Source organism: Kocuria coralli (genome assembly GCF_008831305.1).
Taxonomy (GTDB): Bacteria; Actinomycetota; Actinomycetes; order Actinomycetales; family Micrococcaceae; genus Kocuria; species Kocuria coralli.
Genome location: NZ_ML708610.1, coordinates 189,688 through 206,199, shown reverse-complemented (window position 1 = coordinate 206,199; position 16,512 = coordinate 189,688). Strand labels below are relative to the sequence as shown.

The 16,512-nt window shown below is 69.9% G+C and carries 18 protein-coding genes and 1 pseudogene; 10 read left to right on the top strand and 9 right to left on the bottom strand.

Annotated elements, in window-relative coordinates:
• Positions 1-65: 65 nt before the first annotated feature.
• Positions 66-1,265: an acyltransferase family protein gene (locus FCK90_RS00920; protein WP_181954147.1), complete on the bottom strand. Its 1,200-nt coding sequence runs from the start codon at positions 1,263-1,265 to the stop codon at positions 66-68.
• 275 nt (positions 1,266-1,540) lie between these two features.
• Between FCK90_RS00920 and FCK90_RS00915 the strand changes: the two genes are divergently transcribed.
• Positions 1,541-3,094, top strand: coding sequence for an APC family permease (locus FCK90_RS00915; RefSeq protein WP_158032423.1), 1,554 nt, complete (start codon positions 1,541-1,543; stop codon positions 3,092-3,094).
• A 38-nt stretch (positions 3,095-3,132) separates the two neighbouring features.
• Here the strand turns inward: FCK90_RS00915 and FCK90_RS00910 are convergent, their stop codons facing one another.
• The 4 genes and pseudogenes from FCK90_RS00910 to FCK90_RS15840 all read right to left on the bottom strand — a co-directional run.
• A complete protein-coding gene (locus FCK90_RS00910; protein ID WP_181954146.1) occupies positions 3,133-4,101 on the bottom strand; it encodes an AraC-like ligand-binding domain-containing protein in 969 nt (322 codons plus the stop codon).
• Positions 4,102-4,321: 220 nt separating this feature from the next.
• Positions 4,322-5,203: an alpha/beta fold hydrolase gene (locus FCK90_RS00905; protein WP_158032422.1), complete on the bottom strand. Its 882-nt coding sequence runs from the start codon at positions 5,201-5,203 to the stop codon at positions 4,322-4,324.
• The gene (locus FCK90_RS00900) at positions 5,203-5,682 is read right to left on the bottom strand and encodes a TetR-like C-terminal domain-containing protein (RefSeq protein ID WP_246179899.1); all 480 of its coding nucleotides are present in this window, start codon (positions 5,680-5,682) and stop codon (positions 5,203-5,205) included. The genes FCK90_RS00905 and FCK90_RS00900 overlap by 1 nt, the downstream gene beginning before the upstream one ends.
• 6 nt (positions 5,683-5,688) lie before the next feature.
• A pseudogene (locus FCK90_RS15840) lies at positions 5,689-5,790 on the bottom strand (TetR family transcriptional regulator); the annotation flags it as partial.
• Positions 5,791-6,057: 267 nt separating this feature from the next.
• Between FCK90_RS15840 and mgtE the strand changes: the two are divergent.
• The 9 genes from mgtE (at position 6,058) to FCK90_RS00855 (ending at position 14,906) form a co-directional block, all read left to right on the top strand.
• A complete protein-coding gene (gene mgtE / locus FCK90_RS00895) occupies positions 6,058-7,398 on the top strand; it encodes a magnesium transporter (RefSeq protein WP_158032421.1) in 1,341 nt (446 codons plus the stop codon).
• A gap of 345 nt (positions 7,399-7,743) precedes the next feature.
• The gene (locus tag FCK90_RS00890; RefSeq protein ID WP_158032420.1) at positions 7,744-8,019 is read left to right on the top strand and encodes a hypothetical protein; all 276 of its coding nucleotides are present in this window, start codon (positions 7,744-7,746) and stop codon (positions 8,017-8,019) included.
• A complete protein-coding gene (locus tag FCK90_RS00885) occupies positions 8,016-8,294 on the top strand; it encodes a cation:proton antiporter (RefSeq protein ID WP_246179865.1) in 279 nt (92 codons plus the stop codon). Before FCK90_RS00890 ends, FCK90_RS00885 begins: the two co-directional genes overlap by 4 nt.
• On the top strand, positions 8,291-9,265 hold the full coding sequence (locus tag FCK90_RS00880; protein WP_158032419.1) for a hydrogenase subunit MbhD domain-containing protein: 975 nt from the start codon (positions 8,291-8,293) through the stop codon (positions 9,263-9,265). The genes FCK90_RS00885 and FCK90_RS00880 overlap by 4 nt, the downstream gene beginning before the upstream one ends.
• Positions 9,262-9,597 (top strand): NADH-quinone oxidoreductase subunit K, encoded by a 336-nt coding sequence (locus tag FCK90_RS00875; RefSeq protein ID WP_158032418.1) that lies wholly within the window; start codon positions 9,262-9,264, stop codon positions 9,595-9,597. The genes FCK90_RS00880 and FCK90_RS00875 overlap by 4 nt, the downstream gene beginning before the upstream one ends.
• Entirely contained in the window at positions 9,594-11,030 is a 1,437-nt protein-coding gene (locus FCK90_RS00870; protein ID WP_158032417.1) for a complex I subunit 5 family protein, read from the top strand. Before FCK90_RS00875 ends, FCK90_RS00870 begins: the two co-directional genes overlap by 4 nt.
• 2 nt (positions 11,031-11,032) lie before the next feature.
• Positions 11,033-12,550, top strand: coding sequence for a proton-conducting transporter transmembrane domain-containing protein (locus FCK90_RS00865; protein ID WP_220433249.1), 1,518 nt, complete (start codon positions 11,033-11,035; stop codon positions 12,548-12,550).
• A complete protein-coding gene (locus tag FCK90_RS00860; RefSeq protein WP_158032416.1) occupies positions 12,547-14,343 on the top strand; it encodes a complex I subunit 5 family protein in 1,797 nt (598 codons plus the stop codon). Before FCK90_RS00865 ends, FCK90_RS00860 begins: the two co-directional genes overlap by 4 nt.
• Positions 14,340-14,906, top strand: coding sequence for a Na+/H+ antiporter subunit E (locus tag FCK90_RS00855; RefSeq protein WP_181954145.1), 567 nt, complete (start codon positions 14,340-14,342; stop codon positions 14,904-14,906). Before FCK90_RS00860 ends, FCK90_RS00855 begins: the two co-directional genes overlap by 4 nt.
• A 19-nt stretch (positions 14,907-14,925) precedes the next feature.
• Here the strand turns inward: FCK90_RS00855 and FCK90_RS00850 are convergent, their stop codons facing one another.
• From FCK90_RS00850 to FCK90_RS15975, 4 genes are read right to left on the bottom strand one after another with little or no spacing between them, the layout of a single operon-like run.
• A complete protein-coding gene (locus tag FCK90_RS00850; protein WP_246179864.1) occupies positions 14,926-15,408 on the bottom strand; it encodes a pilus assembly protein TadG-related protein in 483 nt (160 codons plus the stop codon).
• Positions 15,405-15,854, bottom strand: a complete 450-nt coding sequence (locus tag FCK90_RS00845; protein WP_158032414.1) for a hypothetical protein — start codon at positions 15,852-15,854, stop codon at positions 15,405-15,407. Before FCK90_RS00845 ends, FCK90_RS00850 begins: the two co-directional genes overlap by 4 nt.
• A complete protein-coding gene (locus tag FCK90_RS00840; RefSeq protein WP_246179863.1) occupies positions 15,835-16,224 on the bottom strand; it encodes a TadE family protein in 390 nt (129 codons plus the stop codon). Before FCK90_RS00840 ends, FCK90_RS00845 begins: the two co-directional genes overlap by 20 nt.
• Before the next feature lie 32 nt (positions 16,225-16,256).
• Positions 16,257-16,493: a hypothetical protein gene (locus tag FCK90_RS15975; RefSeq protein ID WP_158032413.1), complete on the bottom strand. Its 237-nt coding sequence runs from the start codon at positions 16,491-16,493 to the stop codon at positions 16,257-16,259.
• Positions 16,494-16,512: the final 19 nt, after the last annotated feature.

Here is a 16,512-nt window from a genome sequence, read left to right as displayed (position 1 = left end):
GAGCACGGGCCCACCCATCGGGAAGGACTTCGCCCCTCCTCCGCGACGGGCGGAGGGGCGAAGCATCACAGAGAGGCGCTCAGTGCCTTCTGGCGCTCCCTCCGCCCGGTCGGCCACAGCCGTGGACGCCGTTTCGCGGCGATGTCCTCGACCCAGCCGACCGCGCAGAGCACGACGGCGAGCATCAGCCAGGTGAGGATGAACGGCGGCCAGGAGGTCTCCAGGAAGCGGGGCATCAGCTCCCAGGCGGCCTCGGACTCGTAGACCGGTTCCATGATGGGCACGGTGAGGGCGATCAGCAGGTTGTGCCACAGGTAGACGGTCACGGCACGGTTGTTGAGCAGCGTCACGAAGCCGTCCAGGAAGCGCAGGGGGCGCGGGAACTGCTGCCAGCGCGGGGAGATGCGCATGAGCACGGCGCAGAAGCCCAGGGACCAGAGGGCCTGGCCGATGGGAATCGCGTTGAGGTCCATCCCGTCTTCCGTCTGGTGATTGAAGGCCCACCAGAACCCCAGGGCCATGACCGCGAGGCTCACCGGGATGACGACCTTCAGGGAGAGCCTGCGCAGGTAGCCGTCGTGATGGGCGAAGCCCAGGATCCAGCAGGACCCGTAGACGCCGAGGTCGTAGAGCTCGGCCGTGAGGCCGTCGGGCATGGGCACGACGCCCCATTCCAGGATCACGAGCATCGCCAGCGGTGCCAGGAAGGTCAGCAGGGGCTGGGCCCGGAAGATCTTCAGCAGCAACGGCGAGAGAAGCATGAACCAGAAATAGGCCCGGATGTACCAGAGGATCTCGCCGGCCTGGATCGGCCAGGTGGGGTCCTGCACCCCGATCCCGCCGCCGAGTTCATCGGGGAAGGGCGGGTCGCCCAGGGGCACGAACCAGAACAGCAGCCGGTACCACGGCCCGGTCCCCTGATCCCCCGGAACCCAGCCGTGAAGTGCGAACAGCACCAGCACCGTGATGCTGTAGGCCCAGAAGGGCAGGAGGAGCCTGCGGGTCCGGCTGCGCAGGACCGATCCCGCGGGTCGTTTGAGGGATGCCGCCATGAGCGATCCCGCGAGCGCGAACATGATGCCTATGGCGGGGAAGACCATGCTGAAGAACGCTCCGCCGAAGGTGTGATAGGTCACCACACGGACCAGGGCGATCGCCCTGAGCATGTCCAGGAACCGGTCCCGTCCGCCGCCGCCCTTGGGAGTGCTCCCCTCCGCCACGGTCTCCCCTTGATGGCGCGCAGGCGCGCCCTGTCCTTGGCTCATGCTGAGCCCCCCTCGGTGTACGCGACGGTGCACCGTGCCCCTCTCCCCTGGCGCACGGCTTCCGCCGACCGTTAAGGACATTAGTCTGCATGAATCGGAGTCACCACAGTCAGCGCGTTTATGTGGCAAGTGCTACGGGCGTCCAGGACCAACCCGGCCGCACGCAAACACAAGCGCGACGAATGTGGCCTGGAGCACATTGGTTGTCATCACCGGTTGATACCACCGATCCAGGACAGACAGGCCGTCGCAGGACAGGCCGTTGAGAGGTTCTCATGGCTCAGAACGCACCGGGGGCCGGCAGGCGCCCCGCAGCTGATCGCCCGCCGTCGCCCCCGGCGCCCGCCTCGCGACCGTCCCCGGCCGGCGACGGCGCAGCGCAGGGCGGCGGCACCCTGGCCAGACGCCACCTGTCCACCACGGCGCTGGTGTTCATGATCATCGCCGCATCGGCTCCGCTGACAGTCCTCGCAGGGGGCGTGCCCACGAACTTCGCGGTCTCCGGCCTCCTGGGCGTGCCGGTCAGCTACCTCGTGCTGGGCGTGATCCTGATCCTCTTCGCAGCGGGTTACGGGGCCATGAGCAGCCATGTCCAGAACGCCGGCGCGTTCTACGCCTATATCAGCGAGGGCCTGGGCAGCCGGCAGGGCATCGCGGCGGCGATCCTCGCCCTGATCTCCTACAACATGATGCAGATCGGGCTCTACGGGCTGTTCGGCTTCGCGCTGTCCAACGCCCTGACCCAGTGGACCGGGCTGGAGGTGCCCTGGTGGCTGGCGGCGGCCGCCGGGTGGATCATCGTGGGCGTCCTGGGGGTCAACAGCGTCGACCTCTCCGCCAAGGTGCTCGGCGTCCTGGTCGCACTGGAATTCCTGGTGGTGATCGTCGTCAGCATCATCTCGGTGCGCACGGCGCCCGAAGGCCTCTCGACCCAGACCTTGCAGCCGGATCAGTTCTTCACCACCGGCATCGGCGTGCTCCTGGCCTTCGGCATCGCCGCGTTCATGGGTTTCGAGTCCGGCGCCATCTATTCCGAGGAGACCAAGGACCCCCGGCGCACCGTGGCCCGCGCGACCTATATCGCCGTGGCCGTCATCGCGGTCTTCTACGCGGCTTCGGCGTGGGCCCTGGCCATGGGGGTGGGGCCCGGCAGCATCGTCGCCCAATCCCGTGAGCACGGTCCCGACCTGGTCTTCGTCTGGCTCGCCGATCACTCCGTGCCGCTGGCCGACCTGGCGAGCCTCCTGTTCATCACGAGCCTGCTCGCAGCGCTGATCGCCTTCCACAACGCCGCCGCACGGTACTTCTTCGCCCTGGGCCGATCGAGGGTCCTGCCGGGCTATCTGGGGAAGGCCGCGCCGACCGGGGCGCCTCGTGCGGGTTCGCTGACCCAGTCGCTGCTGGCGCTCGTCGTCGTCGCCGTCTTCGCCGTGGCCGGGACGGGTTCGGAGCTGGGCCCCCTGTACCCCGTCATGACCCTGTTCACCTGGCTGACCAACGCGGCGGCCTTCGGACTGGTCTTCCTGCTGGCCATCACCTCGATCGCCGTGATCGCCTGGTTCGCGAGGGACCCGCACGGCCACGGCCTGTGGACCCGCGCGATCGCCCCGGGGATCTCGGCCGTCGGCCTGCTGGTCGTCGCCGGGCTGATCCTGGGCAACTTCGACATCATGATCGAGGCCGACGGCCCCTCTCCCCTGGTGGTGGTCATGCCGGGCATCATCATCGGCTCCGGAGTCGTCGGGCTGATCTGGGGCGAAGTGATCCGCCGCCGCGATCCGGCACGGTACGACGCCCTCAGGGAGCAGGACCAGATCGAATCACCATGACGGAGCCGGCCCGCTGACCGCGTGCCGGCTCCGGCGGGCTACCCCCGGATCTCCCCCAGGACCCGGCTCCGGTAGGCCGACGGCGACTCCCCGAACTCGGCCTTGAGCGCCTTGGAGACGTAGGAGGAGTCGAACAGGCCGTACCGGGAGCTGATGGTGTGCACGGATTCATGGGCGAGCAGCGGATCGCCCAGATCCTGGCGGATGGCCTCCAGGCGCCGGGTCCGGATATAGGAGGCGACCGTCAGATGGCTCTGGGCGAACCGGCTGTGCAGCTGCCGGACCGAGACGTACAGGGCGCCGGCCACCTTGCCGGGCGAGAGGTCGGGATCGTGCACGTTCTCGTTGATGAACGCGATGGCCTGGTGCAGGAGGATGTTCTCCGAGAGATCCCGTCCGGACGCTCGTGACTCCGCCGAGAGCACCGTGACCAGCATGTCCAGGGCGGAGCGCACCAGGCTCATGGCGTGCGGGCCGCGCAGCAGATCGATGTTCTGGGCCAGCTGCTCGAACAGCGGCACCGCCACCCGCCCCAGGCCCTCATCCCGGCTCACCCTGGTGGCCGTGACCATCCGGATCTGATCCGTGGTCATGTGCACGTAGCTCTGCGGGAAGAAGACCACCAGGCTGTGCTGATCGCTGGGGTAGGACAGCTCGTAGGGACGCTGGGTCACGTACAGGGCGAGGTCCCCGGGCTCCAGGTGGCAGATCCGGCCGTCCTGAGCCAGGGAGGCCGCCCCCGACAGCTGCAGGCTCAGCTTGCAGTAGGCCCCGTCGGTCTGCGCGGCCAGCTCCTCGTCCCGCACCACCGTGTGAGCGTCCGTGCGCATGTCGAAGAAGTGGACGTCCTCCAGGCTCGCCGCGCGCATGTCCGCGCGGAACGACTCCTCGTCCGGTGCGGTCAGATGCAGCCTGCCGATCGACCTGGTGATCTCCTCCCGCCACTCGGGCATGGTCAGCCCGGTCAGGGAAGGGAGCTGCCCCGCTTTCGTATCGTCTTCACTCATCGTTGACACCACCTTGCGATGAAAGTATCACCGTGTGATCCACCGCACGCCAGGGTCCGGCAACGCTGCGCTCAGGTGCAACTGCCCAGCACGTTCAGCCAGGGAACTGAGCGTGCTGCGGACCGGCTCGGAACGCTCCCCGGGGTGGGCGCCCAGGTGCGCCCTTCGGGTGTGAGCGGGCTGTTGCGATGAGTCACTTCGCCTCCGACCGCGTCTTGGCCTACCGCGCCAGCAGCTTCCGGGCGAACTGCGCGATAGCGTCGGGGCGTTCCTCAGCCATGAAGTGTCCGGCGTCGATCGGTTCGTATGTGAAGTCCGGGGCCCATGCGCCCCAGATTTGCGTCGGGTCGAATCCGAGCTGGCTGCCCCAGTCCTGAGAGATCGCGGCGACGGGCATCGTGAGCGCCCGGCCCGCGTCTCGGTCGGTGCGGTCCATGTCGAGGTCGACGCTGGCGGTGGCTCTGTAGTCGGCAACGATCGCGGGGACGGCAGCGACAGAAGCCATGATGTAGTGATCACGCAACTCGGGCGAGAAGGTCGTCCCCGCGGGATCCCAAGCGTCGAGGAATGACGCGAAGAACTCCTCTGCCACCGCAGCGATCATCTTCTCCGGGAGCCCCTTGGGCTGCGCCATGAGGTAGAGGTGCCAGGCGACTTTCGCGTCAACGCCCCGCAGCACATCCCAGGTGTCCAGCGTGGGCAGCACATCCAGGATCCCCACGTGGGAGACCCGGTCGGGATGGTCGAGTCCTGCGCGGACGGCGACGAGCGCACCCCGGCCATGGCCGATGACAGCGAATCGGCCGTGACCCAGCCGGGAGGCGACCGCGACGACATCGGCGGCCATCGTTCGCTTCGAGTACACGTCGATGCTGTCGGCATCAGGCTTGTCGCTGTCGCCGTATCCGCGAAGGTCCGGTGCGATCACGGTGTAGTCGCGCGAGAGGTCCCGCGCGACGGCGTTCCACATCAGATGCGTCTCCGGGAAGCCGTGGAGCAACACCACCGCAGGCCCGACGCCAGCGTGCGCAACGTTGAGCGCTACCCCGTTCGCCCCCTGGATGCGATCGTAGGTGAACTCGGGGATGGTGAAATCGGTCATCAGGTGCGCCTGCTCTCATGGGGTCGATGGGTAGAGGGCGCTGGTTTCCCAGAGAAGATGCCGTCCTGTCCGGCAGATATGCCGCTGCGGAGGGCGGGAAGGAGGACCGCATCGACGAGTGCCGCACGGTAGGTGGCGTCCGTCGACAAGCCGTTGAGCTTGCGAATGATCAGGGTGGCCGCCGCGATCTCTTCGTACGCGAATGGATCCGCTGACTCGGGGAGCTCCCCGCGAGCGATGGCCGCCTGCCGCACCGTCTCCGTCAGACGCGCTCCGGTCGGCCCGACAGATGTTTCGATGAAGTCGCACAGCTCCGGATCCCGCAATCCCGCCTGCATGATCGTCAGGCTGACGGGTTCGCCGGCGTCCATCGTGGATTCCAGCCGCTCGAGGAGGGCGAGCAGATCCCCGCGCAGCGAACCCGTGTCAACGGGCTCGGGACTGTCCTGCGCAGCGGGACCCGCCTTGATAGCTGCCACGACCATCTCCTGCTTCGTGGCCCACCTCCGATACAACGTCCGCTTGGATGCCTGAGCGCGTCGCGCAACCTCCTCGAACGTCACTCCCTCAACGCCCAGGTCCCTCATGACATCGAGAACGACTCCGAGGATCTCAGCCTCGCGGTCTGGATCTCGTGGTCTGCCTGGCGGGCGGGACAGGGGAACATCTTTAGGATACGGCACGGGTCGTATCCTAACAGGCGTCACGCCTCTTATCGACCGTCGCTCGCACGAGAAGGAGCACTGTCAACAACGTCATGGCCAGCAACATCTAGACTGGTGCGACGCCTGGCGGCGGGCCTCTCCTGCATAGGCCGTTCCCCTCGCCTCGACCACAGCTTCCGGAGTACGCCCATGCCGACCGGCGCCCTGCACCAGATCCTCGACCTCGTGCAGGAGCGACGGCTCCCGGAACTCGCGGAGCTGGTGCGGCCCATGCCGACGCCTCAGGTGGTCGGGCTCGTCGAGTCGCTGCCCACGCCCGAAGCCGCCGTCGTCTTCCGCCTGCTGGGCAAGGACGAATCCACGGACGTCTTCGACCATCTCGGCTCCGGCGCCCAAGCGGACCTGGTGGCGGAATTCGGTCACGGAGAGATCGCCGGCGTCTTCGGATCGCTCGACCCCGAGGACAAGGCCTGGCTGCTGGACGAGGTGCCGGCGAAGGTGGCCAAGCGCCTGGTCGCCGCCTTCGACGACCGGGAAATGGAGGCGGTCACCGCCCTCCTCGGCTATTCCCCCGGGTCCGTGGGCCGCCGCATAGCGGCCGAGGCCGTGCGCTGCACGCCCGGAGAGAGCGCGGGCGGCATCCTCGAGAAGATCCGCGGCCAGGGCATCGGTACGGAACTGTGCTGCCGCATCCCCGTGATCGCCTCCGATCGGAAGCTCGTAGGCGTCGTGGAGCTCACGGACCTGCTCCAGGCCGCCCCGGACGCCCTCATCGAGACGCTCATGGACGAGCACCCGGGATCCGCCTACACCGACGACGACGCCGAACGCGTCGCCCACCGTCAGCTCGACACCGGGGAGCTGATCCTGCCGGTCGTCGACAGCGAACGCCGACTGGTGGGGATCCTGCCCATCGCCGACGCCGCCCGCATCGACCGCTCCGCCACCGCGGAGGACCAGGCGCGCGCCGGTGCCAGCGAGCCGCTGCGGCGGCCCTATCTCCTGACCTCCATCCGCACCATCGCCCGTGCCCGCATCATATGGCTGCTGGTGCTCGCCGTCTCGGCGGCGCTGACCGTGCAGGTGCTCGAGCTGTTCGAGGAGACGCTGGCCCAGCGCGTGGCCCTGGCCCTGTTCATCCCGCTGCTGATCGGCATCGGCGGTAACACCGGTGCGCAGGCGGCGACCACCGTGACCAGGGCGGTGGCCGTGGGCGACGTCGGCACCCGGGATCTGTGGAGGGTCGCGTTCAAGGAGCTACGGGCCGGGATCCTGCTCGGCGCCATCCTCGCGATCCTGGCCTTCGCCATCACCTCCCTGATCTACGGCATGGACATCGGCACGGTGATCGCCCTGACGCTGTTGCTGAACTGCCCCATCGCCGCCACGGTGGGAGGGGTGATCCCCCTGGTGGCCCGCGCCTGCTCGGTGGATCCCGCTGTGTTCTCCACGCCGTTCATCTCCACCTTCTGCGATGCCACGGGTCTGCTGGTCTATTTCATGGTGGCCATATCGGTCCTGGGGCTGTAGAGCCCCGGAACCCCTGGGCCCGGGCATCGCCGCAAGGTCCGGGCTCCCGCACCCAGGGGCGGCCGCCTCCGCGGATCAGTGAGGGAAGTCACCGGCCCGTCAGCTGTCAGCTGACGGGCCGGCACATTTGATAAGCCAGCTGCCTAGTAAACTGGGAACCGGCCTCACTCGAGTCGCCCTGCCGAGCCACCACGGCTCATCCCGCATTCCGGCCCGAACCTTGAAACGAGACCCCATCTTCTGCGACACGCCCCGCCCAGGACCTGTCCCCGCCCGCCGACGCAGCCCACCCCGCCCGTTCCCCTCGGTTCCGGCACCCGCACCCGATTCCGGGAAGGTGGTCCGATGATCGCCGACGTGGTGCTGACCGCCGTGGCCGTCGTCCTGATCGTCAACGTGCTCATCTGCCTGGTCCGGGTGCTCATCGGCCCCACGGGCCGTGACCGCATCACGGGCGTCCTCTTCGCCGGTACGACGGGGGCTGCCGTGCTGCTCATCGCCTCCGTCCTCACGGACCTGCCGGCCCTGCGCGACGTCGCCCTGGCCCTGGTCTCACTGGCCGCGGCCATCGTCGTGGTCCGGGTGGCCGCCGAACGACGCCGGGACGGAGGCCCGGCATGACGCTGCTCGCGGACATCGTGACCGTTCTGGCCGGGCTGGCGGGAGCGGGGTTCTTCACGGCCGGCACCCTCGGGCTGCTGCGCTTCCCGGATCTCCGTTCCAGGCTGCACGCCCTGGCCAAGGCGGACTCGCTGGGCCTGGGGTTCGTGAGCCTCGCCGTGCTGGTGCAGGCCGATTCGGCGGGCACCGCCGCGAAGGTCGTCCTCGTGTGGCTGCTCGCCCTGGCGGCCGCCGCCACGAGCGCCTATCTGCTGGCGGGAGAGGAGCGCCCATGAGCCCGGAGACCACGGTCGGCCCGCTCCAGCTGAGCCTTGCCCTCGCCCTGATCGTCACCGCGGCAGCGACCTTGTATTCCCGTCACCGACTGACGGGCGTGGTGCTGTTCCTGGTCTTCGGCGTGTTCCTGAGCATCTACTGGGGCGTGATCGGTGCACCCGACGTCGCCCTCGCCGAAGCGGTCATCGGCACCGGGGTGACCGGGGCGCTGTTCGGGTACACGGCCACCGTCATGCCCCGCCCGGCTCACGACCGCCGCGGGAGCATCGCGAGGACCATCGCGGGCCTGGCCGGAGGAGCGGGCATCGGCGCCGGGCTGGGCTACTTCCTGACCCGGGCCGCGGCAGCGCCGCCCGGTGGCTCCGGCGAGCCTGTCGGCCTGACCGGGCAGGCCACCGCCGCTGTGCCCGCCACGGGCGTGGAGCATCCCATCACCGGGGTGCTGCTCAACCTCCGCTCCTACGACACCCTCATGGAGATGGTGGTGCTCCTCTCCGCGGCGACCGTCGCCGTCGCCTTCGCCCCGCGGAGTGACGCGGGGTCCTCCACGCGCGGTGGCGCCCCCGCCTCCGAGCAGCGCGGGCCCGCCGCCCCGCCGATCGTCCGCGGGTTCGTGTCCCTCGTGGCACCCGTGGTCCTCTTGTTCGCGGCGTGGCTGCTGTTCGCCGGCTCGACCCAGCCCGGGGGCGCCTTCCAGGCGGGTGCTGCGCTGGCGGCGGTGATGATCCTGGTGCAGACCTCCGGCGTGGGGCGGCTGCGGATCGGCCCCGCCATGATCTGCCTGCTGTTGCTGGGAGTGCTCGCGTTCATCGCCGTGGGTCTCGGCGGATTGGTGCTCGGTGACGCGTGGCTGCTGCTGCGCGGCGAGCACGCCGGGACCGTCACGATCGCCCTGGAATGCATCCTGGCCGTGACCATCGGCGCCAGCTTGGCCGCCGTGTTCCTGGCGAGTGCGGGGAGACGGCGATGATCGAGCTCTCCGTGGCTTCCTTGACCCTGTGGACCGGTGCTCTCCTCACCGGGCTTGCCCTGGTCCGGCTCCTGACCGTCGAGGACCTGATCGCCCGGCTGATCGCACTGAACCTCACCGGCGGCGGGACCCTGCTGATCCTCGTGGGCCTGGCCGCACGCACCGAACCCGTCGACCCCGTTCCCCAGGCGCTGGCCCTGACCGGCATCGTGATCACGGTCGCGTTCACCGGTGTGGGGCTGATCCTGGTCCGCGCCGTCGACGACGACGAACGCCCGTCCCGGTCTGCGGACGGACGAGCCCACGGTCACGACGAGGAGGCCAACGCATGAGCGCCCTGTTGCCCGCCGCGGTCCTCCTGCCGGTGATCACAGCGCTGGCCTGCCTGGCCCTGCCCCGCCGGGCCCAGCCCATCTCCGGGTTTCTCGGGGGGCTCGCATCGGCGGCGGTGAACGCCGCCGTCGTGGTCGCGGTCACCTCCCACGGCGTCCTGGAGCACCACATGGCCGGCTGGGCGCCGCCCCTCGGCATCGCTCTCAGGGCCGATGGCCTGGCGGCGGCCTTCGTCGGGCTGACCGGTGCAGTCGGGTTCGCCACCCTCGTCTTCGCCGCGAGCGCTGAGGCCACCACCGGCCGACGCACGGGGTTCTGGCCCCTGGCCATGCTCACCTGGTCCGGCCTGATGGGGATCTTCCTGGCCGCCGACCTGTTCAACGCCTATGTGGCCCTGGAGGTCCTGGGACTGTCCGCCGTGGGAATGGTCGCCCTGGGAGGCCGGGGCGCCCCCAGGGCCGCGTTGCGCTACCTCATCGTGGCCGTCGTCGGCTCCATGCTGCTGCTGACCGCGATCGGGCTGGTCTACGCGGCCACCTCGACCCTCGACATGGACCTGGCGGGACAGCGCCTCACCGCGGAAGACGGGTGGCTGCCGCTGGTCCTGGCGGCCACCGGCATGGGGTTGAAGACCGCACTGGTACCCATGCACGCCTGGCTGCCCCCTGCCCACGCGGGCTCGCCACCGGCGGTGAGCCCGCTGATGTCGGCCCTGGTGGTCAAGGGATCGTTCTACCTGATCCTCCGGTTATGGCTGGATGTCTTCCCCCGCAACGACGCCGTCGCCCTCGTCCTGGGGGTGCTGGGAGCCGTCGCCGTGATCTGGGGCGGGGTGCTGGCCCTGGCGCAGCGCCGGCTCAAGCGCATCGTGGCCTACTCCACGATCTCCCAGGTGGGCTACCTGTTCCTCGCCTTCCCCCTCCTGAACCTGCCGGGTCACCAGCCGGCGATGGTCTCCGCCGTCGTCGCCATGGCACTGGCCCACGGGCTGGCCAAGGCGGCGATGTTCACCGCCGCGGGAGCTCTCATGCTGGGCACGGGAACCGACCACGTGGACGGGCTCGTGGGAGCCGCCCGGTCCGAAGGCGTCCTGACGGCGGGCATGATCCTCTCGGCCGTGAGCCTGATCGGGCTGCCGATGTCCCTGGGGTTCACCGCCAAATGGCAGTACCTGGAGGTCGCTCTCCAGACCGGCGCGTGGTGGATCGTCCTGGTCCTCCTGACCGGAACGCTCCTGGCCGCCGGCTACCTGCTGCGGCCCCTGGCCGCGCTGATCCGCGACTCCGACACCCATGAAGAGGTGGGCCAGGCGGAGATCGGCCCCCGGCCCGCGGCCCAGCGCTGGGTCCCGCTGGCCCTGGGCGCCATGGCCGTGGGCGCCGGGCTGTTCACCACGGACCTGACCGCACTGACCTCGATCGGATGGGGGTAGCCATGATGCAGCAGCTGCTCACCGCCGTTCCCCTGATCCTGATCGCCCTCTCGGCCGCGCCGGCGCTGATCATCTTCATGCTACCCGAACGGGCCAACCGGACCCGGGTCACGATCAACGTCGCGGCCGCTGCCCTCAAGGTCGGCTTGATGGCCGCCATGGTGCCGCTGATCCTCCGCACGGATGTGGCTCCGGAGCTGCGCATCCCCTTCCTGCCCGGCACGGACCTGGTGCTGAGGATCGACTCCCTCTCGTTGCTGTTCACCCTGCTCTCGGCGCTGCTGTGGCTGGTGACCACCGTCTACGCCATCGGGTACCTGGCGGGCCGCCCGAACCAGCGCCGGTTCTTCGGTTTCTTCGCGCTGTGCGTGACCGCCACGGTGGGGATCGCGTTCGCCGGGAACCTGGTCACGTTCCTGGTCTTCTACGAGATGCTCAGCCTGGTCACCTATCCCCTGGTGGCCCACTACGGCACCTCGGGCGCGCTGGCCGCGGCTCGGGTGTATCTCTTCTACGCCCTCGGAGGCGGGCTCCTGGTCCTGGCGGCCACGGCGTGGCTGACTATCGTGGCAGGCCCGGTGGAGTTCTCCCCGGGAGGCGCCGAGGCCGTGGCGGCGCTGGCCCGGGATCATCCGGGGGTGGCGATCGCGATCTTCGGGCTGCTCGTGGCGGGTTTCGGCGTGAAGGCCGCGCTGTTCCCGTTCCACAGCTGGCTGCCGCGGGCCATGGTGGCACCGGCTCCCGTCAGCGCCCTCCTGCACGCCGTGGCGGTGGTCAAGGCCGGCGCCTTCGGCCTGATCCGCGTCATTGACGATCTCTACGGAGTGGAGCTGGCCGCCGGGCTGGGAGTGCTCACCCCTCTGCTGGTGGTGGCCTGCTTCACGGTGCTCTACGGGTCCGTGCGGGCGCTGCTGCAGGACGACATCAAGAAGCGCCTGGCCTATTCGACCGTCAGCCAGGTCAGCTACATCGCGCTGGGGCTGTCCATGCTCAGCGTCGTCGCCACCACCGGGGGCGTGGTCCACCTGGTCCACCAGGGGCTGTCCAAGATCACGCTGTTCTTCTGCGCGGGCCTGGTCGCGGAGGTCTGGGGGATCAAGAAGATCAGCCAGCTCGACGGCCTCGGCCGGCGTATGCCCCTGACCGCGGCGGCGTTCACGGCCGGTGCCCTCAGCATGATCGGCATCCCGCCCATGGCCGGGTTCATCTCCAAATGGCAGCTGGGCGCCGGCGCCCTGGACGCCGGGCAGCCGTGGGTGATCGGCGTCCTCATCGGCAGCGCCCTGCTCAACGCGGCCTACTTCCTGCCCGTGGTCGTCCGGATGTGGTTCCGGCCGCCCGCCGAGATCCGGGAGGGGCCGGTGGAGAACCGGACCCGTCCGGTCCTGGAGGCCCCGGCGACACTGCTGTGGCCTGCCGTGGCGACCGCATGCTTCGCGATCGCCGTCGGCCTGTTCGCGGGACTGCCCTTCTCTCCCCTGGACGTCGCCGGGCACATCGCAGAAAGGGTCTACCGATGATGGCCGCCCTCTGGATCCTCTCCGCCGTGGTGCCGCTGGTCACGGCCGCGGTGCTGGCGGCGACCCAGCGCGCCCGCACCCGCCGCTCCCTGCGGGTGGCCTCCGGCCACCTGAACTGGGCGCCGGCGGCTCTGCTGCCCGCCGCCGTCCTGACCCTCATCGGGCCCGCGGAGCAGTTCCACGTGCCCTGGCTGATGGTGGGCGTCACCGTGGGCTTCGACGTCGTCTCCAGGGCCCTGGTGATGGTGGCCGTGATGCTCTACGGCGCGGCCACGTGGGCAGTGACCTGGCGTTATGACCGGCGGGCCCCGGAGCTGGTGGCCTATCTGCTGGTCAGCTTCGTGGGCAACGCGGGGGTGTACCTGGCTGCCGACGCCGTGAGCTTCTACGCCGCCTTCTCCCTCATGAGCCTGGCCGCCGTGGGCCTGGTGCTGCACGACCGCACCGAGAAGGCCCGCCGCGCCGCCCGGGTGTACCTGACGCTGGCGGTGATCAGCGAGATGGCCGTGCTGGCGGCGGTGCTGCTGACCGTCCATGCCGGGGGTTTCACGCTGGCCGACGCCCCCTCGGCCGTGGCGGACTCACCCCGCCGAACGCTCATCGTGGTCCTGCTCCTGATCGGGTTCGGGATCAAGACCGGCGTGTTCGGCCTGCACATGTGGCTGCCCCTGGCCCACCCCGCCGCTCCTCCGGCGGCCAGCGCCGTTCTCTCCGGGGCCATGGTCAAGGCGGGCGTGGTGGGCATGTTCCGCTTCATGCCCCTCGGCGAGGCGGAGATGCCGGTGATGGGCGGGATCGTCGTCGTCCTGGCGCTCGTCAGCGCGGGGGCCGCCGTGCTGCTGGGCGTCGTCCAGCGCGATCCCAAGGTGGTTCTGGCGTATTCGACCATCAGTCAGATGGGTTTCCTGGGGGTGCTGGTCGGCGTGGCGCTATCCGCACCCGAGCTCGCCGCGGCCTGCGTCACCGCGGCGGTGATCTACGCCGTCCACCACGGGCTGGCCAAGGGCGCGCTGTTCATCGGCGTGCCCGTGTGGAAGCACCACGGGACCGGTGCCCGCCGGCACCTGGTCACGGCTGGCATGGCGCTGGCCGGCCTGGTGGTCGTGGGCGCGCCCCTGAGCTCGGGTGCCGTGGGCAAGTACGCGGCCAAGGAGGCGATCGAGACCACCTCCCTTCTGGGCGTGGAGCTGGCGGACCTGCTGCCGCTGGTGGCCACCGGCTCCACCGTGCTGCTGATCCGCATGCTGTGGCTCCTGCGGCACACCGAGCTGGAGCCCCATCATCCCCAGGACGACCCGGAGCTTCCTGCGTGGCTGGGGCTGGTGGTCCTCAGCGCGATCGTGCCGTGGGTGCTCACCGACCGCTGGGTCCCGCTGAACAGCGTGCCCGGTCTGGAGCCGGTGACCCTGTGGAACGCCGCCTGGCCGGTGCTGATCGGCGTGGCCGCGGGGGCGGCCGTGTGGCACTGGCTGCCGCGCAAGAGGCCGCAGCTGGCAGGGCGTCTGGCCGCCGCCGTGCCTCCCGGTGACGTCCTGGTGCTGGAGGAACGCGTCCTGGCACGCGCCGGAAGCGTGGCCAACCAGGCGGTGGACGGGATCGGCGCCGTGCGCGACCGCATCGGCAGCGGGCTCCGGACCGTGAATACGCACCTCCTGCGGGGTGTGGTCACGGCCCAGGAGACCGAGGACCGGGCGGGCCGCTGGTCCGTCAGCGGCCCGCTGACCTTGATCGTCCTGGGAGCGCTGGTGGTCGCGGCCCTGGTATGGGGCGGCAGTACGGGAGGTGGAGCATGACAGCGAACCATCACGGGAACAACGGCTCGCGGGCCCGCAGGCGCCCAGGGCTCGCTGCGATGCTGCGTGCCGCGGCCGTGCGGACGCTGATTCTCGCCGCGCTGTGGTGGATGCTGATCGAAGGCGACCCGGCCTACGCGCACTACGCCCTCTTCGCGGTTCCCCCGGCGGTGGGATTCAGCCTGTGGCTCTCACCGCCGACCGTCTCTGGCCGGGCGGGGGCCGGGCCGCTCCGGCGGCTCGCGGCCGCCGCCGTCCTGGTCGGCTGGGTGGCCTACCGGGCTGTGGCCGGCGGCACGGACGTCGCCCGCCGGGCCGTCGCCCGTGGCCGGGGCGGGGACACCGATCCGGCCGAGGTGACCGTGCCCATCCGGTTGACGGGCACGGCCAGGGTCTTCGCCCTGGCCACGTTCAACCTCATGCCGGGCACGCTGGTCCGGGATCACGACGACGACGCAGCGGTCGTCCACGTCCTCTCCCCCGCTCTCGACGCCGCCGGCAGCTGGTCGGCTCTGGAGGACCGTGTGGGGGCCGTGGCGGGTCAGGACCTGAAGCCCGGGTAGTTCGCGCCTATCGGCGCGTTCACTGCCCGAACTCGGCACGGGCTTCCCCGCTCGCGGTGATCGGCACTCCCTCCGGCACGATCCACGCGACGACGGGCGGGTGGGCGACCGCCGTCAGCGTCACCTGGGCGGTTCTTCCGTCCCGGGTGCCGGTACCGGGATCGATGCCCAGGGAATCGAGGTCGTGTTCGGCTCCGACCTCGGCGAGATAGGACCCGGCGGCACCTGAGACCGAGGCATCGTCGAGAACGGCAATCGGACTTCCCGCGCCGTCGTCAGGAACCTCCAGGTCGCGGAAGGTGTCCGCCGCGGCCAGCGCGGCATTGTCCGCATGGGCCTGGAGCTTGCGTTCGGCCAGGTGGACCGAGGTCACGGCCATGACCACGATGAGCGCCAGCAGGCAGATCAGCATCATGCCGATGACCAGGATCGAGACCTGGCCGTCGTCGGGACGGCTAGGTGCCGGATCGGCCGGAGACATGAGGTGATCAGGTTGCATCATGCGTACCTCCCCACCACCACGGTGGACGAGTGCTCCATCTGGGCGATGCGCAGGGCGCCGATGAAGGGGATGCTGGGAAGCTCCACGCTGACGACGGCGGTCACGGTGGCCACGGCACCGGCCTCAGTGCATGCCCCGTCCGCGCAGGTGACCGTGATGTCGACGTCCTCGGCGGCGATACCGTGATCGTCCGGCGGAAGGCGCGCCGCGCTCTCGACCTGGCTCAAGGAGAGCTCCTCGGGAGGGGTCTGCGCGATGACCTGCGTGCCCTGCTGGGCCGCGGAGACCGCCGCGAAAGACGCTGCCTGAGCCTGGGCGAGCACTCCCACGAAGACCAGGATCGGGACCAGGAGGACCACGGCGAGCACGGAGAATTCCACCATCGCCGATCCCCCGTCCGGGTCGTCGCCGTCATCGAGGCCAGTCTCAAGGGGTGTCGACCGCATGGCCCGAGACCTCCAGCGTGGACGGCGGGCCGTAGGGCCCCACGATGGGCAGCGCCGTGACCACAGTGACCTCGAGGGTGGGTACCCCCTCGACGGAAGCCGGCGTGGCCTGCACGTTTCCCGCGAAGCGCGCCCCCACGGTGTCGCCGATGAGCTGGCTGGTCCGGTCGACCGCATCCGCAGGCCCCCGGTCGGCCAGGGTGCCGTATCTGGCCCCGTGGGAGGCGGCGTCGATCAAGACGTTCCGGACGTGCAGCGCGAAGATCACCTGCAGGGTCACGGCGAAGAGCACCGCGGTCACGGCGGCCACCATGGCCCATTCGGCCACCACGGATCCGTTGTCGACGCCGTCGTCGTCCATCGACGTCATGGCCGGCGCATCAGTGAACGGGTGCCGCCCGCTCACGATCCTGTGACGCGTGAGATCGCGTCGTTGAAGAGTCCCTCGAGAGCCGGCTGGGCGATCAGCAGCAGTCCGGCCACCAGCACCGCGCTCATCAATGTGAGCATTACCCAGCCCGGCACATCCCCTCGATCGGGGTGGTCACCGGGTACAGGCGCGCGATGCTCTGCGGGCCCAGCTCCGAGGTCCGGGCGGGTGCCGGATGCGGCGTCGCTGTGTCGGTCGAAGTCGTTCATGGTGGTGTTTTCCTCTCGG